Below are 20,914 nucleotides of genomic sequence, written 5' to 3'. Positions count from 1 at the left end.
CACGTGATACCCGTAAACTCGGGAACGGTAAAAATAAGGGATCCTATTTTACCCGTGTGAGCCCCGGAAATCTTCGGACGGTAAAAATAGAGGTTCTATATTGCCCATGTGATACCCGTAAACTCGGGAACGGTAAAAATAAGGGATCCTATTTTACCCGTGTGAGCCTCGGAAATCTTTGGACGGTAAAAATAGAGGTTCTATATTACCCGAGTGAGCCCCGGAAACCTGTGAACGGTAAAAATAGAAACTCTATTTTGCCCGAAAGAGTGTCTGGTAACCCACAAAATGGTAAAAATAGTATCGTATATTATCCGTGTGTTTCTAGAAACGATGATATCAGTCAAAAAAGTGCCAGATACCACCATTTAGTGGCCATCTGGCACTTACTACGACTTTATTATCTTTGCATGAGGACAGTGATTTGCGAGAACGTCCATAAACTCATCCCTGTCCTTAGGTGAAATGAGAACAGTATCATATTGACCGTACGTAATCTCAAGTCTTTTTAAAGACAACGCCGGGCTAGATAAGGGATTCATCGTTTTCTTGACAGATTTTATTGAATAAAACGGAATAATTTTCTTAAACGGCCCATACCTGACAATTAAGTTTTTATCATCAATAACATAGTAAGTAGTCAGCCACAGCCACAATATAAAAATGGATAAAAGAATCGGGACTAGGAGCGCAACTATTGTTTCTCCAACATTCAGAGTGTCTTCAAAAACCGCCGATCCGCTGCTCCCAATTGCAAATATCATGCCCCCAAAAACAATAACTGTTAGCCACCAATCCTTCTTTGAAGAATATTTCATAAAAAACACCACCAATATCAGGTTCTTTATATTTAATACGATTAACTTTAATAAAAGGTTTCCTAAAGTTCTTTAATTGTTAAATATCCAGTCCTAAGGCAATAATGATATATTATTCTAAAAAGTAAAATGAGGGAGATCGATGGGTAAAAAAATTAACAGAGTGAGTGTGGAGCTTGATGCAAATGGGATAAAGTCTTTACCAGACGATGAGATAAAAACCATTTTGCGTGGAGCTGATGATTTGATCATGAGCGGAGGCCGTGCTCTGCTTGCAAAAATTTTAGCCGGGTCAAAAGACAAAAAGGTGCTAGAGCTGAAATTGGACTACAGTCCTGTGTACGGGGCATTTAAAGGGGTTTCTCAAAAGGACATTCTTGCAAAAATAGACTGGATGATTCTTCATCAATATCTAAACATTGAATATGATAATCGGCTTCCGATGCTCGTCTTTACGGAAAAAGGCTGGGAAATTGAGCAGGAGACCTATGCTGAAGAATTATTGAATAAATTAATCGAAGCAGCCGAAAATCAAACCTATGAATTTGTTGAAACCCTCAAAGACAGGAACCGTTCCATGATTCTTTTATTACTAGATAAAATAGCTGCCACCGGAAATCGCGGGTTAAAAACAATTCTAGATGCTTGGAAAACAATAGAATACAAAAGAGTCAGCGCTAAAATTCAAGAGGTAATCGATGTTTTGGAAAAAGAGGGAGAGAACCTAGAAGAAACAGCAAGTGAAGAAGAGGTGCTTTCTTTTTCCGCTAATAAAAAGTGGCTTTCTATTCCGGTGAAAATTCGCAAAGACCTGGAACGAAATGTTTGGTGCAGTGATTGTTGTGATGTAGTTCAGATTGTAAATTATACCGTAAAGGAATCATCACCTGGAATCGTATTGGAAGGAAAATGTAAAAGCTGTGGTAGTGACGTGGCCCGATTTATTGAATAGTGAATTAGCTGCCAGGATACGAAACATATCCTGGCAGTTTTTCATTCTAATTTTGGTATAGATAATAATCCTGCGAATGATAACTCCTAAACCCGCAAGATTCATAGAGCCCCAGTGCATGGGCGTTCTTAGCTTCGACTTCGAGAAAAATCGGCAAGCCTTTCTGATGTTCCATTTTGACGACCCTTGATAAAGCACGACGGCCAATTCCTTTTCCCTGCAGTTCAGGGAAAACCGCAAAACCATAGATCCACGCTTCGCCATTCGAATCGGATACGCGCATTTTCCCAGCCGTTTTTCCATCCGCCTCAACGATAAGCCTTTGATCGCTACTATTTTCTGAGATTGTCTGTTGAAATTCCCGCGCTTCTTTTTCGCTAAACCCAAAGCATGAGATTTCCAACTGTATTTCTGCTTCCCAATCTTCCTTAGAAAAAGAAGGTCTCACCGTTACTGAAGGATCATCGGATAACTCAGTAACTTCCCATTTCATCTGATACTCCGCCACCGCAAACGTGCAGGGGATATTTTTCAAAAAATCCTTAGCTGATTGAGACTCTGTTGGAGCATTTAACAAAATCGTGCTCGCACCGTGTTTTTTTGCCTCGATAAGTTCCATTTCCAGCAGTTCCGAAAAAATCCCTTTTCTACGATAATCAGGATGCACCATCCCGCAAAGCTCCACTTTATTTCCAAATCCATAGCTTCCTAGGAAAGCGACGAGCTTGCCATCTTCGTAACGAAAGAAGTCTTCCTGGTGGATTGCGCTACGGTTTTCGAGCATGTCATCATTAAGCTTTAGGTGGAATCCACCTTCTTTTTCACAAATCTCTTGTAGAGCTTTAATTTCCTTTAATTGTTCCTGTGTTAGCATCTCTTTCACCTCTATTCATAATCCACTATACCTATTCGTTTTTATACTTAGGTATTCCTCCTTCTTAAACACAGTTAAAACACATTGCCACTTGTCGACATGTTATATAGAAATTGCACACATCATACACTCTTCGTAGGAATGCATTTTGTTGAGGAGATGGAAACATGCAATTCGAGATGCAAAAAGCGATCATGCTCGCAGAAAATATAAATAACTTTATTAAATTTGTCCATAAGACCCATGGAAATAAAAATAGTGTTTATGTAAAAGCGGATAAGGTGTATCAAATTAAACTAATCATGGAGGAGTTTCAGTATCAAATCATTGCTGACGAACTAATCAGAATTAATCGATATTCGTGGGATGAAAAATACACTCATTATTTAATTGACCGTTTTCAGGAAGGGCTCGGCATTATTGAAGAATACGTAAAAATTAACTACGATGATTTATTTATTTTTTCAGGGAGACTCTATTCGCTAAAAAATCTCAGCTTATCATTCAGCAAATAGAAGCCTCATAAAGAGTTGTTTTCAATAATTTCAAAAATAGAATAGCTTTTTAAAAGGATTTTCACCCTCCAACATCGAATTATGAATAGTAACAGCATAAGTTAGGAGTGGGGAAAATGAAAATTAAAGTCGTCATGGATTCTGGGAAAGAATATGTCATTAGCGAAAAGGATTATTCATTAAAAGACTTCACTCGAACTTTTTATACTGATTCAGCAAATGGTGAAAGAACTTTGCATAACACGCTTGTATATTTAGACAGAGACGAAAAAATTGTCATCAATCCAACACGGATTTCCTCCGTGGAGGTAATTGAAAAATAACAATGGGTGCATCCTTTCAAGGGTGCTTTTTTTTATGCAAAATTTAATCCTTTTCCAAATTGAATGTTATAATAATTTAAAAAGTATTTTTTGGAGGAAATAAGGTGCCTTATCAACTAAATAAAAAATTCAAAATGTTTACCTTAAATTCAAACCGCAAGCTTGCAGAAGAAATGGCTGAACTTTTAGGCTATACGTTAGGCCAAAGCTCCGTGAAGCAATTTAGCGATGGTGAAATTCAAATTAGCATAGAAGAAAGTGTTCGCGGAAGTGAAGTCTTCCTAGTCCAATCCACTTCACATCCAACGAATGTACATATAATGGAGCTTCTTATCATGATTGATGCCTTGAAACGAGCTTCTGCAAAAGTAATTAACATTGTTGTGCCATATTACAGCTATGCCCGCCAAGACAGGAAAGCAAGGTCGCGGGAACCGATTACAGCAAAACTTATCGCGAATCTTTTGGTTTCCGCTGGTGCCAGCAGGATTATTACAATGGATTTCCATTCCCCGCAGGTTCAAGGTTTTTTTGATATACCGGTAGAACATTTAACGGGGATTCCGATTCTTTCAAAGTATTTTGAAGAAAAAGGATTAGAGGATATCGTTGTGGTTGCACCGCATAACGGCGGGGTGGTCAGAGCGAGAAAAATGGCCAGCCGGTTAAATGCGCCGATTGCCTTGATTGACCGGCGCCGCCCTGAACACGATGAGTCTGATATCATGAATATCATCGGAAATATCCAGGGTAAAAATGCAATCATAGTTGATGATTTAATTGACACAGCAGGGACCATTACAACAGGTGCAAATGCCTTGATGGAAAAAGGGGCAAAAGCCGTATATGCCTGCTGCACGCACCCGGTACTCTCGGGTCCAGCTATTAGCAGAATCGAATCATCGTCGATTAAAGAATTAGTGGTCACCAATACGATTTCCATTCCGGAAGAAAAGAGAAGCGGTAAAATGACAATATTATCCGTTGCTCCATTACTAGTTGAATGTATTGATCGGGTTCATAATAAAAAAGCAGTCAGCCCTTTATTTGAATAAGGTATTACGAAACAAGCCACCCACGGCCATTGTCTAGGGTGGCTTGTTCATTTTTGGGGGATTAAAAAAAACTTACTGTTTGGATTGGACCCTCCAACTGTCGGTTAAACCGCGTCAACTGTCGCATAGCTCCCTCTTACTGTCGGATAACCCGCGTCAACTGTCGCATAGCTCCCTCTTACTGTCGGATAACCCACTTCAACTGTCGCAAAAGGTTTTTATTTTTCAATCAACCTTCCTAGTGGCTTGTAAATCCAGTCAATCATTTGAGTAGGGCCTGGCATTTCCGGAAAAAAAATAAGTAAAACAGAAAGAAACAATCCAAGGAAGGTTAGTGATAGAAATGCTGCTTTTTCTTTCTTTTGCTGCTTTTTTAGTTTTGGCCATTGATAAAGAAACATGGACATGGCAATGATTAAACTGGCTATCACCAGACCCCATTTCATGATTTCACCTCTTGTTCTCCTGTAAGTGTGTTAAGAAGTTAGGCCCTGCCTGCGAATATGGCATTTTGTATCAAATTTTAATTCAACATTAGGATAGATTTCATTCCAACGATTTTTTTTCTTATTCCATACATCTGGATATTTACGGTGAAAGGCTTCAGCAAATCCAAAAATATCGGCTTTCATCTCCTCTTGCACTTGATTCCTTGCCTTTTTAATTCTTTTTTCAATCTCTTTTGCTAACAGTGGTTCGAGAGATTTCAGAACAACGGGATTCGAAACATCTAATTTTGTTGTATTTTGGACGATATCACTGGCGGATACTGATTTAAGAGTGATAATCCATTTGCCATTCTGTATTTTCGGTACCAGCTTTGATTGTGCTTGCAACACATTTACTGAGATATAACCGTCTGTTTTAGGCGGCTTAATCGTGATTACACCTAACAGAATCTCATTTCTGAGCCAAAGCACTCCCCTTGTAACGGAATCGTCAATAATTCCAATCATTTTATCTTTTTTGAAAATGGCGGTTCCGGTAATATAAGCAATCGTCTGTTTAGGCTTTTCCTTATTTTCAGGGGGGAGGATGGTAATCCAAGGCAGAGCACAATCGCCTGAATCCCCGATCAGCATTTGCGCCAATTTTTTGGTGGTAATGTTTAATCCCAACTTATGCTGGCTTAGTTCCTTCAAAACCTCGGACAAATCACGTTCGAGCGGGGGCATAAGTTTTAGTATCTTTTTAGCCTTTTGGCTGCTGACAAAAATTTGCCCGCGTTCCCGAAGCGTTGGATGCCTCATGATAAAGTCAACGTGTCCGGCAATGCCTTTTTTGGCAAGCTCCTCATCTAAGATAAAAACATCAGTGTGGCCCCAAAAGATTTTCCGGGGCAGTTTCTCCTGAAGTTTGGCCATCGCATCTGCAACAGTTTTCCCCTCAGCCGATCTTACCAGTGTTTGACTCGCTCCGCCATTGCCGCTCTCCATCGCTTGATCACTACTGCCGCCGCCTTTTGGGATAAAGACAAGTACACTCAACTCAATCTTTTCGTCTGAAACCATGTCAAAACCTGCAGCTGTAATTAAGGCCAAATCATTTACTTCATTCCTGTCCCAGCAGCCAGAAAGGGAAATGACCGAACTTATAAGGAAAAAACGGAGCAGTCCATTTTCAATGATTGACCGGAGTTTCATTCTGTTTGTTTCCTTTCCGCTGGCCAAGCTTTTTTCGAATGGATGCACAAAGGAGCAATATAAAAGGAATCACCACTTGTATGGATAAAATATAAATTGTCCCTGATGTTGCAAGAAAATGGGATAGTTCCTGAAGATCCCGCGCTGCCCAGAGCCCTTGTAAGAGAATTAAGAAACCAATCGGCAGCACGATTGGGCGGTAATCTGAAAGCTTAAGCCACTGAGCGGTGCCTAGAGCAAGTACATAATAAAATACTGTAATTTTGATAAATGTCCCGGCAATCCATATCGCCATGACAATCGATTCCAAATGTTCCAAGAAATCAGCGATACTAATGTAACGGGCTGCCACCATCACAGGGTAGGTAAGGGAAGAAGTCAAATTTCCAAATATTAAGAGAGTCATGATATTGGTAAGAACCATTAGAAACAAGACGATGAAAACCGCTATCAATCCCCATTTAAACCCTTTTTTCTGATTTGTCACATAAGGCAATAAAAAAGAGACGAGGATGAACTCACTGTACCAGCTTTGCGGGACAATCGACCCCATTAACGAAGGCCTAAACCCTTTTTCCATAATGGGAAACAGATTTTTCACTTCCAAATCTTTGATGAGCAGAATGAAAAGCAAGATGTAGAGAAGAATCACGACAGGAACGATGATTTCCGAAGCTCTACCCATCACTTCCAGGCCGCCAAGAACCGCAAAGGAACAAACAAGAACCATGGTTCCGATTATAACCGCCATTGGGGTATGGAACAGGGCCGCCCCGGAGACAAACTCGCCGTATTCCCGCACCATTATCCCGGTTGCATGAAAATAGAAAAATAGAAAAATGCCCCCAACCAATTTTCCGAGTATTTTTCCTAGAGCATGTTCGCTATATTCAATAATGGTTTGTTTTGGAAAAAGTTTATTCAATTTATACGATAAAAACACAACGAAAAAACCGGTTACTGATGCCCAGATTGGTGACAGCCATAAGTCATGATGGGCATGTTTGGCGGTTATCGACGGCACCAACAGAAGCACAGTTGCAATTATGGCCGGGATCATTAGCAAGGCCATTTGAACTGGCGAAATTTTACCTTGTTCCAGCATGGTAAGTCAGCTCCTATTCCTTTCCTTTTAGAGGAGAAGGCTGTTGTCCATTTGGCTGGCGGACCTTATTATAATCATCTGTCCAATGGGGCCGCTTCTTAAAAGACCACCAGGGCGCCCTGATGATGGAGTCCTTCAACTCTGAATTTCTAATTGGCGCCAAGGGCTGCAGATAGGGAACTCCAAAGGAACGAAGTGTACACATATGAACAATGATCGTAAGAAGTGCGAGCATGATGCCAACTAACCCCAATGTGCCGGCCAGAAACATGATGGGGAACCTGAGTATCCGGAGGACAATCGATGCGCTGTAACGCGGGATTAAGAAGGAAGCAATCCCGGTAATCGCCACTGCCATGACCATTGGTGCTGAAACCAAACCCGCAGATACAGCCGCTTGACCAATGACCAGGGCACCGACAATGCTAACCGCAGAACCAATGTTCTTAGGCAATCGGATGCCGGCCTCTCGAAGTGCCTCGAATGAAACTTCCATGATTAATGCTTCTACGAGTGCCGGGAAAGGGATTTGTTCCCGCGATTTTGCTACGCTGATTAATAGGGTGGTGGGAATCATTTCCTGATGGTATGTCAGGATGGCAACGTAAACGGAAGGCAGCAACAAGGCCACCAGCAAAAAGACATAACGAAGCCAGCGAATCAGCGTTCCAATGATAAACCCTTCATAATAATCCTCTGGTGACTGCAGCAGGGAGTAAAAGGTCGTTGGCGCAATCAGGGCGAAGGGAGTCCCATCCGTTAGGATAACTACATTTCCTTCCAGTAAGCTCGCAGCTGCAATATCCGGCCGTTCTGTATCTAACATTAACGGAAAGGGAGAGTATGGATGATCCTTAATAAACTCCTCGATATATCCGCTCTCCAGAATGCCGTCAATATCAATCCGATTTAAACGGTTTTGAACCTCTTCGATTAGGGTTTGATCAGCAATACCTTCGATGTACATGATAACGACTTGTGTTTGGCTATAGCGTCCTATTTGAAGAGATTTTATTTTCAATTTAGGACTTCTGATTTTCCTGCGCAGGAGGACAATATTTGTGCTTAACGTTTCAATAAAGCCATCTCTTGGACCGCGGACGACAGTTTCTGTAGTCGGCTCTTGAAGAGACCGTTTTTCCCATTTAGGAATTCCGGCCGAAATTCCTTTTGATTGATGATCTATTAAAATGATTGGATTTCCTGATGAAACCTCACTAACCACATCGTCATAGGTTTGTATTTCCTTTATGTTAGAAACCGTTAAGGTATTTTCAATCAGGGCATGGATATCCGGTTCTTTTTCTAGCTCTAAACGCATTAACGGTGTTAAAAGGTTATTATCGATTTCTTCGACGTTTGACATGCCGTCAACATAAATTAGAACAGCTTTTGATTCATTCCCAATTAAAAAATACCGGAACTTTATATCGGCACAATCCGCATAGATCGATTCCAATTTTTTGACATTATCGTGTAAATGAATAGATAAACGATCCTTACTCAAAATCGTTTGTTGTTCAACTAGAACCATTTGACTCTTCTCATTTATAATTTGTGATAATAATTTCCTTTTACGGAATTTCATGTCCCATTTCCCCTGTATAATTAAGTGCTCATGACAATATTCCACATTTTCTCAATGTTAGTATGATTTGGTGCAGAAGATTTTATGCAAACTGGACAAGGGAAGGATGTTTAAGAGTGATTAAAAGGTGTTATCTAAATTATAATTGACAGAATATTCATAGAAGTACTATTATTTATATTGAACGTTCATTATAAATAAAAAAAGGGGGTGCCATTGTGCCAAAAGTAGGAATGGAAGACATCAGGAAAGAGCAAGTGATTGAGGCAGCCAAAAATTGTATTATTTCAAAAGGGCTTTCAAATTTGTCCATGAAAGATATAGCCGAGGAAGCCGGTATCAGCACGGGGATTATTTATCATTATTATAAAAGCAAGGAAGATCTGCTTATGCAGGTTCTCAAGGTTTCATTTCGCCGGTCCCATGAAAAGGTAATGGAAACAGTTGAACCGCTGCAAAATCCGGAAGATAAATTGATGAAGCATTTGGAAAATATTAATGTGGTTTCAAAAGAAAATCCTGAATACATGGCTGTATTTTTAAATTATTTGGGTGAGGCAAATCATAATCCGCAAATCCGTGAAATTATTAATAAGTTTTTTAGAAACTTGGTAGAGTATACCAGGAACTACTTGGGTGATGTATCTAAAGAGGGAACTCAGCTTAAAAACTTACCTGTCATGATTATCGCAATGGGTATCGGCTTGGGAACGATGTGGTCAATGAATAATCAGTTATATGACATGGACGAGATGGAACTAAATTTTAAAGATTTAATTTCTAGTTATCTAAACGCACGTAAAGGAGGCAGTCAAGAATGAATGTGATTTTGGAGAAAAAGGGGAAAGTCTGTACGATTACCATTAACCGACCTGAAGTGAGAAATGCTGTTGATCGGAGGACCGCTAAGGAGCTGGCGGATGCATTTCGAGAATTTGAAAATGACGATACATTAAGGGTTGCTGTTCTGCATGGAGCAGGCGGAACTTTTTGTGCAGGGGCCGATTTGAATGCGCTTTCTAAAGATGAAGGTAATGAAATGAACCTTGACATGTTAAAGGATGGTCCAATGGGGCCAAGCAGAATGCACTTATCAAAACCGGTAATTGCGGCAGTATCAGGTTACGCGGTTGCTGGCGGTATAGAGCTAGCCATTTGGTGTGATCTGAGGGTGATGGAACGAGATGCTGTCATGGGTGTGTTTTGCCGGAGATTTGGAGTTCCGCTTGTGGATGGCGGAACGCAAAGGCTCCCAAGGTTAATCGGTATGAGCCGAGCATTGGACTTGATTTTAACAGGCCGGCCTGTGCACGCAGAAGAGGCGCTGATGATTGGTTTAGCAAACCGTGTTGTTGAACCAGGGACAGCGAGGGAAGAGGCTGAAAAACTTGCTGCAGAAATTGCTGAATTTCCGCAAACTTGCATGATTAGTGATCGGGAAGCAGTCTACCGGGGTTTTGATCTTGACTTTGATAAGGCCATGCAGCTGGAGTTCTTGTTAGGGGTAAATGTCGTTAATAGTGGAGAAACGAGAGAAGGTGCTACCCGTTTTTCTAAAGGACAGGGCAGACACGGGGAATTCGGACGTAACTTGCAGTAGTCGGTTAAAGAAGCTTAATAGTCTTTGTCTGTCATAAATATTATTTAAACGGGGAGGAATCGTTAGTGAATGCAGCTGAATTAATCAAAAGAGGTGCCGTGTTTTTCCCAAATCATACAGGGGTTATCTTTGAAGGAAAAAAATTAACATTTGATCAAGTCTATCGGAATAGTAATCGCTTAGCCAATGCATTGTTGAGTCTTGGTCTCAAAAAGGGGGACCGGGTGGCATTTTTGCTGGCAAATTCCCTTCAAAGTGTTGAAATTGACTTTGCACTTCTCCTTACTGGGATTATAAGGGTCCCACTGAATACAAGATTATCAGAGAATGAACATATTCATATGATTAAGGAGACCGGTGCCAGTGCGCTCTTATATACAGATGAATTTAGTGAACGAGCCGAACAAATAAAAATTCATTGTGAAAATCTCCGTTATTTCTGCCAAATGAATGGTTCCACAAGAGAACCATGGATGATTAATATGGCGGAGTTTGTTAAGGGTGTATCTGAAGAGGAACCGTCAGTGAAAGTACATGAATCCGATATTGCCACTATTCAATATACTTCAGGAACAACTGGTACACTTAAAGCTGCCGTTCATACTCAAGAAATTTGGACAGCTATTAGCAATAATATCTTATCATCATTAGATATCCACGAAGGAGATACAATGCTTCACGCGGCGCCATTGACCCATGCGTCAGGAACGTTGGTGCTCCCGCATTGGGTATCAGGTGCAGCAAATTCCATCCTGTCAGGCTTCAATCCCGAACAGTATCTTCAAACCATACACCATGAAAAACCTACCACATTGAATTTAGTTCCAACTATGATTGTCATGCTATTGTCCCAGCCTAATGTCGAACTGTATTCCTTTGAATCCGTTAGAAATATTATATATGGTGCGTCACCGATGCCTCGAGAAGCATTACGGCGCGGACTCACCCTATGGGGCCCGAAATTTGTTCAATACTACGGCCAAACGGAGGCACCGCTCATTCTTTCCATTTTAAACAAAGAGGACCATACCGTCGGTGGAGAGGAAGGCGAGGAAAGATTATTGTCCTGTGGCCGTCCCGTTCCGACTGCATCTATTAAAATAGTTGATGAATTCGGTGAGGAGCTCCAAGCTGGGGAAATTGGCGAGATTGCTGTAAAATCCAGTCAAGCTATGCTCGGTTATTGGAATGAACTTGTATTAACAGAAGAAACGATAAAAGATGGCTGGGTACATACCCGGGATATGGGATACCTCGATAAAAAAGGTTATTTATTCTTGGTTGATCGTAAATCAGATATGATCATTTCAGGAGGTTTTAACGTGTATCCGCGGGAAGTGGAAGAAATCCTCTATCAGCATCCAGCGGTGATGGAAGCCGCTGTAGTTGGTGTTCCGGATGAAAAATGGGTAGAAACAGTGAAGGCATTTGTCGTTCTCAAAGACGGCCAAACTGTAACTGAAGAAGAACTCATCCAATTTTGTAAAGAAAAGTTAGCTTCTTATAAAAAGCCTTCCTCTGTTGAATTTATTGAATCCTTGCCAAAAAGTCCGGTGGGAAAGGTTGTCCGACGGCTTTTGAGGGACCCGCACTGGGAAGGAAAAGAAAGGAAAATCTAGTCATTCGGAAATAAAAGATAGCTGAGTAACCCACCCTTTTTGTCTATCAGGGTGGGTTTTGTTTTTTAAAGTTAAGTCTGATGGAACTGTTTATATTATTATACAATTCGCTAAAAAAAGAGATTATGATATTATTAATTTGATAACATTCGGGACAGAGAATAAATTTGATGGATTTGAAATATTTTTAACTTATGGGAATTTTTCAAATATTCAATACGTAACTTCATGAAAATAATACTATTGTGAGATATCAAAATATTCATTATAATATTATTTGTTAGATATAACAGCTTGAAAGACACCTATTTCATCCTGGTGTGGAAAGTAGTAAGTAAATAGACAAAGGGGGAGTTTATTTGAGAAATCTATTGAAAAAGTGGAATCAAGTAAGTCTAGTAAAACAAATCATTGTTGGTTTGATTTTTGGTATTATCCTTGCTTTAACGGTTCCAGCAGTAGCAAAGCCGTTAGTCATTTTAGGTTCATTATTTGTAGGAGCTTTAAAAGGAATTGCACCTGTATTGGTACTGTTCCTAGTTATGTCGGCCATCGCCCAGCATAAGAGCGGTCAACAAACTAATATGAAATCCATTCTCGTTCTTTATCTCTTAGGAACTTTTCTAGCAGGATTGGTCGCCGTTATTGTAAGTTTTATTTTCCCAGTAGGTTTGACTCTTGCGAAGGGCGCCGAGGATATGACAGCTCCCGGCGGTGTTGTTGAGGTACTCAAATCCTTACTTCTGAATGTTGTCGATAACCCTGTCAAAGCCATCTTTAATGCCAACTATATCGGAATCCTAGCTTGGGCAGTCGTTCTTGGCATTGCGTTGAAAAATGCTCCTGATACAACAAAAACAATGATTTCTAATTTTTCGGATGCTGTTTCCAAAATGGTCACCTGGGTCATCAAGTTGGCACCGCTAGGAATCATGGGTCTTGTTATCGATTCGATTACGACAAATGGTATTGATTCTTTGCTTGGTTATGGAAAATTGCTAGTCGTTTTACTTGGCTGTATGATTTTTGTGGCGCTTGTCGTCAATCCGCTAATTGTTTTCGTTGCTACACGTCAAAACCCGTTCCCACTTGTATTCATGTGTCTTAAGGAAAGCGGCATTACAGCCTTCTTTACACGTAGCTCTGCTGCCAATATTCCGGTAAATATGAAATTATGTGAAAAACTAGGTTTGGATAAGGATACTTATTCTGTCTCCATTCCGTTAGGCGCAACTATCAATATGGCCGGTGCTGCTGTTACTATTTCAGTTCTTACACTAGGAGCCGTTCATACCCTTGGTATTCAAGTAGATATCCCTACTGCTATCATTCTTAGTGTTTTATCAGCCGTATGTGCTTGCGGTGCTTCAGGGGTTGCGGGTGGTTCCTTATTGTTAATTCCGTTGGCTGCCAGCCTATTTGGAATCCCGAATGATGTGGCAATGCAAATAGTAGGTGTGGGATTTATCATCGGTGTTTTACAGGATTCTTGCGAAACAGCATTGAACTCTTCAACAGACGTATTGTTCACGGCTGCTGCTGAACACCGCAAGAACCGTTTAGAAGGAAAGAAATCTTTCATCCGTAAATCTGCATAAGGAAGAAGGCTCTCTATCTGTGATGGATAGAGGGTTTTTATTTTTTAAAATTTAGTTGGTGATTTTAGACCAATATATTTATAATGGAGTTTATATGACTTTAAAGATTTTGGAGGCCTTTATGCTGACTTTTGATGAAAAACTGTCTGTAATCGAATCATTTCCTGAACTTGAGAGGGTAAATGTTTCCCTAGGACGAGTAAATTTCCAATTTAACGAAAGTGTTTATGAAAAGAAAAATGTGGTGTACCATCTTCATCCAAATGGGAATGGATTCGTATATGCCGGCCGATTATCCCAATATCATACCGATGCAAAAGGGATGGTTAATATTCGAGACTACTCGGAGGAAGAGTTAAAGAAACTGATTAGAGAATCCATTAATAGCTTGTCTGCTGTTGAAAAGCCGATCGAAGAAGAAGCGATTGTTGGGGATAACGAAGAGGAACGATGGGTCAATGAGGAAAATCAAGTTCTGTTATTAGTGAACGAGGATGAAATCTGGAATATTTATTTCGGACTCAATCTCGAAGAAACTTTCGCTACACGGGAAGAGGCAGAAATATTTTTAGTTGAAGAAGGATTTAGAAGAAGATAGTTTTTCTATAAAAAAAGCGCCGGTTACTCTCATTTACGAAGGAGTACCGGCATTTTTTATCTTTTAACTAATTTTTTTCAATGGTTCTCGAAAAACATATTGATTTCTTCCTGCGCCAATACCTGCCACAGTTAACATGACGTTTATAATTGCTAAAACGAATAACGGAATTGTCCATGAATGGGTTTGGTCGAAAAGATAACCAATCAAACTAGGACCAATCGCTGCCAGCAGATACCCAATTGATTGGGACATACCAGATAAATTCGCTGCTTGCTTGGCATCGGTTGTTCTTAGACCGATAAAGGTAAGGGCCAAACTAAAGCTGGCACTCTGGGCAACTCCTATACAAATAACGGCTGCTATTAATAATATGGTATTACCAATATAGATCAGTCCAAATAGGCCAACTAGGTGAAGGATTCCTAAAAAGAGAACGATTCCTTTTTGATGTCGAAAACGTTCGGCTATGACCGGTGTCATAAACGTGGCCGGAAGCCCCGCTAATTGCATGATAGAAAGGATCCAGCCTGCTAAAGTCAAGCTCATCCCATGGCTTTCTAAAATGGCCGGCAGCCAGGCGATTGTACAGTAAAACAAAAATGATTGTAGTCCTATAAAAAAGGTAACCTGCCAAGCCAATGCGGAAGACCATAGGCCTTTATTTCCGGAAGGAATGTTCTCGACCGGTTTCCGGACACTGGTTTCACGAAGCTGCGGAAACCAAATAATCATAGCAATCACTGCTATTACAGCCCAGGAGGCTAATGCGGCTTTCCAACCTAAGGACATGCCTTGAGCTAGCGGCACAATGATTCCTGATCCAAGCGCGGCAAAGGTGCTAAGTGCTGTCGTATAGGTACTTGTCATGATTCCGACCTTATCCGGGAATTTAAGCTTTACTAAACTAGGCAGGAGGACATTCCCGACAGCGATGCCAACCCCAATCAGAAGGGTGCCGAGAAAAACGGTTGGGATGTAACCAAGTGACCGTATGATAATTCCGATAAATAAGATAAAAAGGCCGAAAAATATAGTTCGCTCATTGCCATAGGTGCGGCTGATTCTTGGTGCAAGCACGGAAATGATCGCAAATGATAGTAATGGCAGAGTGGTAATAAATCCGGCTGTTCCGTTTGAAATGCCTAAGTCTGTACGGATAAATCCGATGAGGGGGCCCACAGATGTGAGGGCAGGCCGTAAATTAAACGCTATAAAAATAATCCCAATGACGAGAAGGGTTCTATTCATTTTTTTCATTCTGTTCCTCCATGTTGAAAAGAAAAAATCTTCCTTTTATTCATAACCATTATAATATCATTTTATCGGGGGAGAATGCATTTTTTTCAGACTCTGTACCAACAATCGGTGAAAAGGCATTTTATTATTTGGTCGTAATAGGGGTACCACTTTCTATCCCGCTTATTCATTTTGTTTATCGATTTAAGAAAAAGGTTTAGCTGAGGCTAAATCTTTTTTTATTAAATAAATCATAATAATATTATGTTAACTTTGTGTATTTTTCGAAAATTTCCCCAACCCTCACCGATGTAAACACATTCATAATAGTTAAAGGATTTTGCCCTTCTGCCAATTGAACAATTAATAGGTTATGATATAAAATTAAGTTAATAGTTAAAAATTATAGGAATGTTTGAGACAGCTGCATGGGGGAACAGATATGGTTGTTGTTAAATCGGTAAAAATAGATGGAGAGAGTATCCATATATTTAATAGTGCCATCTATATTTTTGAATCAAGTTCTGGATTCAGTTTGCAATTGGATCTCATTGTGAGTGAAGTGACGGTGAAAAAATACAGAAAGTTTGAAAACCTGATAATGGAAATAGAATTAGAGGATGGCCGTATTCTTAATTCCATTATGCATGCGAAAATCCTGCCAGGAGGGTTACCGCAGCTAAATTTATTTTGTGAACTTGACGATCTAAATGAATATGAGGATTTCGAAAAAATCAACGAAAATGATTCGTGGTTTCCTAATATTGAAGAGGGCATTACATTAGAAGAAATAAGAAAAGCGGAAATGCCCGATGAGGAAGTCAGTTTAAAATTAAAACTGCCCATAAACCAGGTCGAATGGTTAAAAGCCCAAAAAAAGAGCGTATTGATTAAAATGTTTAATGAAGTAATTAATGATATTATGAAAAAACAAAACCTATAAGAAATAGAACATACTGTTAAAACCGACATTCAGGGGAAGAATGTCGGTTTTTTTAGTTTATTATACATAATTATGTATATTTATGAATATAAAATCTCTTATTATCTGATGGTAACCTGTTATTCATTATCATAATATGAAAACGCTTTCCGAGAAACTAGCATAAATATTCAAAAAAATATGCAAAAAGGACTTGTCTAATGATTTACTTTTAAATATAATGTAAGAAAATATAACATGAATTTGAGAGGTAATGTGACATGACCGAAACACTTATTTCAAATGCAGCTGTAAATTCTACAACTCTAGAACAAATTAAAAACACTATTAAAGAAAAAAGTGTTGAACTACTTCACTTACAATTCGTAGACATCGAAGGAATCCTAAAGCACGTTACTGTAACAACGGAGCAATTTGAAGATGTAGTAGAAGGAAAAATGATGTTTGATGGGTCGTCAATTAAAGGTTTTTCCCCAATAAATAAATCCGATCTTTATTTGCAGCCAGACTTAAATACGTTTGCAGTCCTTCCTTGGACAGTGGAAGCAGGATATTCCGAAGCGCGTTTCCTATGCTCTGTTAAGAACCCTGATGGAACGTTGTTTGAAGGGGACACAAGAAACGTTTTGAAGAAAACTGTGGAGCGTGCTGCTGATCAAGGCTATACCATTTCGGTCGGTCCTGAATTAGAATTCTTCCTATTTAAAACAGATGAAAATGGGTACCCAACACAGGAGCTTGGCGATAAAGCAGGTTATTTCGAGCCATCCCCATATGATTTAGGTGAACGTGTCCGCTTGGAAATCTATCGTGCCTTAAAAGCAATGGGCTTTACGATTGAAGCCTCTCACCATGAGGTAGCAGAAGGACAGCATGAAATTAATTTCAAATATGCAGATGTCCTGACAGCTGCAGACTTGGCGACTACTTATAAGTGGGTTGTTAAGACAGTTGCGAAGAAATTTGGTTTACACGCAACCTTTATGCCGAAGCCAGTTTTCGGGATCAATGGTTCCGGGATGCACGTCAATATGTCATTCTTTGAGGGAAATGAAAATGCATTCTTCAATCCTTCTAATGAATTACAATTATCGAAAAAAGCCTATCAATTTATTGCAGGTGTATTAGAAAATGTAAAGAGCTTTACTGCCATTACGAACCCGCTCGTAAACTCTTACAAGCGTTTGGTTCCTGGCTATGAGGCACCGTGCTATATTGCATGGTCCACATCAAATCGTTCAGCCCTTATTCGTATACCTGCCAAAAGAGGTCTTGCGACTCGTGTAGAATTACGCTGTCCAGATCCTTCTTCTAACCCATACTTAACGTTTGCGGTTATTGCGGCGGCAGGCCTAGATGGAATTGAAAAAGAATTAGAAGCGCCAGCGCAAATTAAAGAGGATATTTTCCACATGAATGAAGAAGAAAGAGCATTCCGCGGCATCGACAATCTTCCTGGAAGCTTAGCGGAAGCTTTAAAAGAATTAGAGGCAGGAGAAATTGCTTCTCAAACATTGGGAGAGCATGTTTACACTGAATATGTTTCCCTGAAAAAAGCAGAATGGGACAGCTACCGTACAGCTGTACACTCTTGGGAAATCGCAAACTATCATTCTAAGTTCTAAAAAATATAGTTATTAATGATATGGACTTTATAAAAGCTTCAAAAAACCTTTTTTAAATCTAAAAACAGCCAGGGCAAGTTGGCCACCCTGGCTGTTTTTAATTAATAGAATTTAAAAAAGTATCTCATGATTTTCCCAATAAAATATCTTCAACGTCACCGACAATCTGATCTACCCACTGATGAAGAACCTCTTTTTCCGTCGCCGCAATTGGATGGGAGATAGTGACAAACGGGTAATCAGGAATCCCATGGGCAACGGCCATGGCTCTGCTTGACGAAATAAAAGGTTCAGTACTAAGAACAACTGTCGGGATGCCTTGTTTTTCCATAATAATCCCATCGAGCAAACTGCCCGAGCTGCAGGACCCTCAATCTCCAACCCCGGAGATGATAAAGTCACATTTCTCGGCAAGCATGCTAGCCTCTGCATGGGAGAGACCATGTGAAAAAGATAATTTTTTATGGTGGATGACATCCTTCAGATTATATTTTTGCTGAAGACGTTCGGCCAGAAAACGAATGACGGTATCTGAATTCTTCTTTCCGTTATCGACTAAACCAATGACACTGCCTTCTAAAGGTTTCTCTCTTTTCGCCATTCTCAATTCTTTTAAACTAGGACCAGAGGTAGGATTAAACACAATTAAACTCAAATCGCAGCCATCCTTTCTTTTAAAAAGTAATTATGAAAACCAATCACCGATCGGTTAAGAGCACTCGTGTCAGGTGAATCCTGTTGCGGCTTTAATTGATTTTGTGACGGCTTTCGACTGTTTGTAGCTAAACCATCCCGGCATGCAAGCGGAAAATCTTCCCGCTTCGCCGCCGGCAACCATTAAAATAATCTGTTCAGAGGAAGGTATGGCGTGTTTAAATTTATGATCATCTCCATCATCAATCGGTGCGTCGATGATTCCGCCATGTTTCATATCACGAATGGACCTTTTGGCATTCTCGTAGAGAAACTGCTGAACACTTTCCTTAGACCAGCCTTCTTTTTGTAGATGATAATAATGTTCAGGGCAAAGAACAACCGCCATTTCCGTTTCACTCGCCATGTTCATGGTGCCTAAAGAACTCATCCGGTCCGACATCGTTCTAAGAATTCCCACGCTGTTAAGCGAACCATGGTTTTGAATTTGATTAGGACCTTCGCAGGCAAAAACGGTAACCGTACTATCATTCTCATTAAAGCCTCTTTGAACATGAAGAGGTGTCCAATCCGTCTTCATTTCAGCAAAACAAAAGCTGTATTTTGCCGGAGTCCCCAGGGTCGAGCGGTCGAATTCCGGTGAACCGCCGGCGTTAATCATCAACAAGCGAATCGCTCGTCCAATCGTGGCGTTTGCACGATTACCAGGTCCAAAGGCATTGGCACCTGAATTTAACCCAATTTGCTCGACAATCGGCCCATTCACAGCGATCATGATGGCAGCACCATGAGTACTGGCACTCGGTCCATGCAGTCCGAATTCAGGTTCTGACATTGCTTGTACCGCTGCCATGACGACAGGGAAATATCCTGGCAAACAACCTGCCATAACTGCATTTATGGCGACTATTTCAGCTGTAAAAACTCTTCCTCTTTCAGGAATGGCACCAATGATGGTGTCCGGTTCCATATTGACACTTTTCAACATTTCATAGATTCGATCTTCCGTTGGCGGAACAATTGGCAGACCATCCGTCCAGCCTTTTTGAAAAAAATGCTCAATTGCCGATAGACCATCCTTCACTTCCATTTTTTCAGCCCGAAGCATGTCCAACAACCACCCCTTTCAGTCTTTTATAATGTATTCTGAAAAACTATCAGATATCCTGCTTTTTATAGGAAAGAAAGGTACAGGAAGAGGAACTTTGTGGACTTTAAATATTTTTAATTCATATATCGCAAAGCAGTTCATAAATTTAGAGAGAAGGGAAGGACTGTTGATTTTAAAGTGGACAAACCTTCGAACTGTAGATAATAAATAGAAAATCCCAGCTTAAGGAAAAGGAGTAAACATGCTGATGGAATTCCTTCAAGAAATAATCCACAATTATAGTACATTTTTATCATTAAAGGCTTTTGAATCGGTAGTATTTGACCACACAAGCTGGGGCATTATTGGTTCGCTGATTATTCTCGAAGGATTATTATCAGCGGACAACGCTTTGGTATTAGCGGTTATGGTGAAGCATCTGCCACCGGAACAGAGAAAGAAGGCATTATTCTATGGTATATTCGGCGCCTATTTTTTTCGATTATTGGTCATTGGCATAGGTGTTTCCTTAATTCATATTGCTTGGATCAAGATTGTCTGTGGTCACTATTTGCTGTTTATAGTCCTGCAGAACTTATTTTTGAAAAAAGAAGAAGAGGATGAGGTTCGGCCGAAAAGAATGGGTTTCTGGAGGACCGTGTTAACGGTGGAGTTAATGGACATTGCCTTTAGCTTTGATAGCATAGTTGCCGCGTTCGGTGTTTCAAATGAAGAATGGGTCTTGTTCATGGGCGGAATATTAGGAATTTTAATGATGCGGGGTGTCGCCCAGTTATTCTTGAAGTTAATTAATAAAGTACCAGAATTTGAAACAACCTCCTTTATATTAATCGCTATAATCGGGGTAAAAATGATTATTTCTTCATTTGGAATTCATATTGATGAAATCATTTTCTTCAGCGTTTTAATCACCACCTTCTTCGGAACCTTTATCGTCCATTTGGTCAGGAAAAATTCTGGAAACGAACCTACTATCTAAGCTGGCGATATGGTAGAGTATTGAATGAAATAGGCTTTGAAAGAAATAAAGCCCCTCTTGGTTGAGAGGGGCTTT

General features: G+C 40.1%; 21 protein-coding genes. 12 read left to right on the top strand and 9 right to left on the bottom strand.

Translation table 11 applies throughout. The features are described from left to right. Window positions 1-389: 389 nt before the first annotated feature. Window positions 390-818 (bottom strand): PH domain-containing protein, encoded by a 429-nt coding sequence (locus tag QNN06_RS15780; protein ID WP_217037341.1) that lies wholly within the window; start codon window positions 816-818, stop codon window positions 390-392. Between the two features lie 142 nt (window positions 819-960). On the opposite strand from QNN06_RS15780, the gene QNN06_RS15775 reads away from it, so the two are divergent. Next, window positions 961-1,770 (top strand): RQC domain-containing protein, encoded by an 810-nt coding sequence (locus QNN06_RS15775; RefSeq protein ID WP_217037342.1) that lies wholly within the window; start codon window positions 961-963, stop codon window positions 1,768-1,770. Window positions 1,771-1,816: 46 nt separating this feature from the next. Here the strand turns inward: QNN06_RS15775 and QNN06_RS15770 are convergent, their stop codons facing one another. Further along, window positions 1,817-2,644: a GNAT family N-acetyltransferase gene (locus tag QNN06_RS15770; RefSeq protein ID WP_284035399.1), complete on the bottom strand. Its 828-nt coding sequence runs from the start codon at window positions 2,642-2,644 to the stop codon at window positions 1,817-1,819. 167 nt (window positions 2,645-2,811) lie between these two features. On the opposite strand from QNN06_RS15770, the gene QNN06_RS15765 reads away from it, so the two are divergent. From QNN06_RS15765 to QNN06_RS15755, 3 genes are all read left to right on the top strand, one after another. Continuing rightward, window positions 2,812-3,159, top strand: coding sequence for a hypothetical protein (locus QNN06_RS15765; RefSeq protein WP_284035398.1), 348 nt, complete (start codon window positions 2,812-2,814; stop codon window positions 3,157-3,159). A gap of 116 nt (window positions 3,160-3,275) precedes the next feature. Beyond that, a complete protein-coding gene (locus QNN06_RS15760; protein WP_213115462.1) occupies window positions 3,276-3,482 on the top strand; it encodes a hypothetical protein in 207 nt (68 codons plus the stop codon). Between the two features lie 104 nt (window positions 3,483-3,586). Next, complete coding sequence (locus QNN06_RS15755) at window positions 3,587-4,537, top strand: ribose-phosphate diphosphokinase (RefSeq protein WP_284035397.1); 951 nt, start codon at window positions 3,587-3,589, stop codon at window positions 4,535-4,537. Window positions 4,538-4,755: 218 nt separating this feature from the next. On the opposite strand, the gene QNN06_RS15750 is transcribed toward QNN06_RS15755, so the two are convergent. The 4 genes from QNN06_RS15750 to QNN06_RS15735 are packed head-to-tail and all read right to left on the bottom strand — an operon-like array spanning window position 4,756 to window position 8,873. Then, entirely contained in the window at window positions 4,756-4,983 is a 228-nt protein-coding gene (locus QNN06_RS15750) for a hypothetical protein (RefSeq protein ID WP_213115463.1), read from the bottom strand. 30 nt (window positions 4,984-5,013) lie between these two features. Further along, complete coding sequence (locus QNN06_RS15745; protein WP_284035396.1) at window positions 5,014-6,180, bottom strand: Ger(x)C family spore germination protein; 1,167 nt, start codon at window positions 6,178-6,180, stop codon at window positions 5,014-5,016. Further along, window positions 6,158-7,285, bottom strand: a complete 1,128-nt coding sequence (locus QNN06_RS15740; RefSeq protein ID WP_284035395.1) for a GerAB/ArcD/ProY family transporter — start codon at window positions 7,283-7,285, stop codon at window positions 6,158-6,160. Before QNN06_RS15740 ends, QNN06_RS15745 begins: the two co-directional genes overlap by 23 nt. Window positions 7,286-7,298: 13 nt before the next feature. Then, window positions 7,299-8,873 (bottom strand): spore germination protein, encoded by a 1,575-nt coding sequence (locus QNN06_RS15735; protein WP_213115466.1) that lies wholly within the window; start codon window positions 8,871-8,873, stop codon window positions 7,299-7,301. Between the two features lie 218 nt (window positions 8,874-9,091). Here QNN06_RS15735 and QNN06_RS15730 point away from each other — a divergent pair, with 218 nt between their 5' ends. The 5 genes from QNN06_RS15730 (at window position 9,092) to QNN06_RS15710 (ending at window position 14,288) form a co-directional block, all read left to right on the top strand. Further along, window positions 9,092-9,694: a TetR/AcrR family transcriptional regulator gene (locus QNN06_RS15730; protein WP_284035394.1), complete on the top strand. Its 603-nt coding sequence runs from the start codon at window positions 9,092-9,094 to the stop codon at window positions 9,692-9,694. Continuing rightward, window positions 9,691-10,473 carry a crotonase/enoyl-CoA hydratase family protein gene (locus tag QNN06_RS15725; RefSeq protein WP_213115467.1) on the top strand — a complete coding sequence of 261 codons (783 nt, stop codon included), beginning with the start codon at window positions 9,691-9,693 and terminating at the stop codon, window positions 10,471-10,473. The genes QNN06_RS15730 and QNN06_RS15725 overlap by 4 nt, the downstream gene beginning before the upstream one ends. 65 nt (window positions 10,474-10,538) lie before the next feature. Further along, window positions 10,539-12,092, top strand: a complete 1,554-nt coding sequence (locus QNN06_RS15720) for a class I adenylate-forming enzyme family protein (protein ID WP_213115468.1) — start codon at window positions 10,539-10,541, stop codon at window positions 12,090-12,092. Between the two features lie 359 nt (window positions 12,093-12,451). Beyond that, window positions 12,452-13,690 carry a serine/threonine transporter SstT gene (gene sstT / locus QNN06_RS15715; RefSeq protein WP_213115469.1) on the top strand — a complete coding sequence of 413 codons (1,239 nt, stop codon included), beginning with the start codon at window positions 12,452-12,454 and terminating at the stop codon, window positions 13,688-13,690. Window positions 13,691-13,811: 121 nt separating this feature from the next. Further along, window positions 13,812-14,288, top strand: a complete 477-nt coding sequence (locus tag QNN06_RS15710) for a hypothetical protein (RefSeq protein WP_213116845.1) — start codon at window positions 13,812-13,814, stop codon at window positions 14,286-14,288. A gap of 63 nt (window positions 14,289-14,351) precedes the next feature. On the opposite strand, the gene QNN06_RS15705 is transcribed toward QNN06_RS15710, so the two are convergent. After that, entirely contained in the window at window positions 14,352-15,548 is a 1,197-nt protein-coding gene (locus QNN06_RS15705) for a CynX/NimT family MFS transporter (RefSeq protein WP_284035393.1), read from the bottom strand. A gap of 421 nt (window positions 15,549-15,969) precedes the next feature. On the opposite strand from QNN06_RS15705, the gene QNN06_RS15700 reads away from it, so the two are divergent. After that, on the top strand, window positions 15,970-16,470 hold the full coding sequence (locus QNN06_RS15700) for a hypothetical protein (protein ID WP_284035392.1): 501 nt from the start codon (window positions 15,970-15,972) through the stop codon (window positions 16,468-16,470). Window positions 16,471-16,730: 260 nt separating this feature from the next. Then, complete coding sequence (glnA, locus tag QNN06_RS15695; RefSeq protein ID WP_284035391.1) at window positions 16,731-18,095, top strand: type I glutamate--ammonia ligase; 1,365 nt, start codon at window positions 16,731-16,733, stop codon at window positions 18,093-18,095. Window positions 18,096-18,219: 124 nt separating this feature from the next. Here the strand turns inward: glnA and QNN06_RS15690 are convergent, their stop codons facing one another. Continuing rightward, complete coding sequence (locus QNN06_RS15690) at window positions 18,220-18,750, bottom strand: UGSC family (seleno)protein (RefSeq protein WP_284035390.1); 531 nt, start codon at window positions 18,748-18,750, stop codon at window positions 18,220-18,222. Between the two features lie 69 nt (window positions 18,751-18,819). Continuing rightward, window positions 18,820-19,857 (bottom strand): hypothetical protein, encoded by a 1,038-nt coding sequence (locus QNN06_RS15685; protein ID WP_284035389.1) that lies wholly within the window; start codon window positions 19,855-19,857, stop codon window positions 18,820-18,822. 244 nt (window positions 19,858-20,101) lie between these two features. Between QNN06_RS15685 and QNN06_RS15680 the strand changes: the two genes are divergently transcribed. Beyond that, entirely contained in the window at window positions 20,102-20,839 is a 738-nt protein-coding gene (locus tag QNN06_RS15680) for a TerC family protein (protein ID WP_372447553.1), read from the top strand. Window positions 20,840-20,914: the final 75 nt, after the last annotated feature.

Source organism: Neobacillus sp. 114, assembly GCF_030127045.1.
Lineage (GTDB): Bacteria > Bacillota > Bacilli > Bacillales > Cytobacillaceae > Neobacillus > Neobacillus rhizophilus.
This window is presented reverse-complemented; position numbering and strand designations above follow the sequence as displayed.

What these genes read in the sequence shown, in the direction of transcription:
- QNN06_RS15745 (WP_284035396.1), bottom strand. Translation starts at nt 6,180, where the DNA reads ATGAAACTCCGGTCAATCATTGAAAATGGACTGCTCCGTTTTTTCCTT.
- QNN06_RS15705 (WP_284035393.1), bottom strand. Translation starts at nt 15,548, where the DNA reads ATGAAAAAAATGAATAGAACCCTTCTCGTCATTGGGATTATTTTTATA.
- QNN06_RS15710 (WP_213116845.1), top strand. Translation starts at nt 13,812, where the DNA reads ATGCTGACTTTTGATGAAAAACTGTCTGTAATCGAATCATTTCCTGAA.
- QNN06_RS15685 (WP_284035389.1), bottom strand. Translation starts at nt 19,857, where the DNA reads ATGCTTCGGGCTGAAAAAATGGAAGTGAAGGATGGTCTATCGGCAATT.
- QNN06_RS15775 (WP_217037342.1), top strand. Translation starts at nt 961, where the DNA reads ATGGGTAAAAAAATTAACAGAGTGAGTGTGGAGCTTGATGCAAATGGG.
- QNN06_RS15770 (WP_284035399.1), bottom strand. Translation starts at nt 2,644, where the DNA reads ATGCTAACACAGGAACAATTAAAGGAAATTAAAGCTCTACAAGAGATT.
- QNN06_RS15735 (WP_213115466.1), bottom strand. Translation starts at nt 8,873, where the DNA reads ATGAAATTCCGTAAAAGGAAATTATTATCACAAATTATAAATGAGAAG.
- QNN06_RS15765 (WP_284035398.1), top strand. Translation starts at nt 2,812, where the DNA reads ATGCAATTCGAGATGCAAAAAGCGATCATGCTCGCAGAAAATATAAAT.
- QNN06_RS15725 (WP_213115467.1), top strand. Translation starts at nt 9,691, where the DNA reads ATGAATGTGATTTTGGAGAAAAAGGGGAAAGTCTGTACGATTACCATT.
- QNN06_RS15680 (WP_372447553.1), top strand. Translation starts at nt 20,102, where the DNA reads ATGCTGATGGAATTCCTTCAAGAAATAATCCACAATTATAGTACATTT.
- QNN06_RS15750 (WP_213115463.1), bottom strand. Translation starts at nt 4,983, where the DNA reads ATGAAATGGGGTCTGGTGATAGCCAGTTTAATCATTGCCATGTCCATG.
- QNN06_RS15780 (WP_217037341.1), bottom strand. Translation starts at nt 818, where the DNA reads ATGAAATATTCTTCAAAGAAGGATTGGTGGCTAACAGTTATTGTTTTT.
- QNN06_RS15700 (WP_284035392.1), top strand. Translation starts at nt 15,970, where the DNA reads ATGGTTGTTGTTAAATCGGTAAAAATAGATGGAGAGAGTATCCATATA.
- QNN06_RS15740 (WP_284035395.1), bottom strand. Translation starts at nt 7,285, where the DNA reads ATGCTGGAACAAGGTAAAATTTCGCCAGTTCAAATGGCCTTGCTAATG.
- QNN06_RS15760 (WP_213115462.1), top strand. Translation starts at nt 3,276, where the DNA reads ATGAAAATTAAAGTCGTCATGGATTCTGGGAAAGAATATGTCATTAGC.
- glnA (WP_284035391.1), top strand. Translation starts at nt 16,731, where the DNA reads ATGACCGAAACACTTATTTCAAATGCAGCTGTAAATTCTACAACTCTA.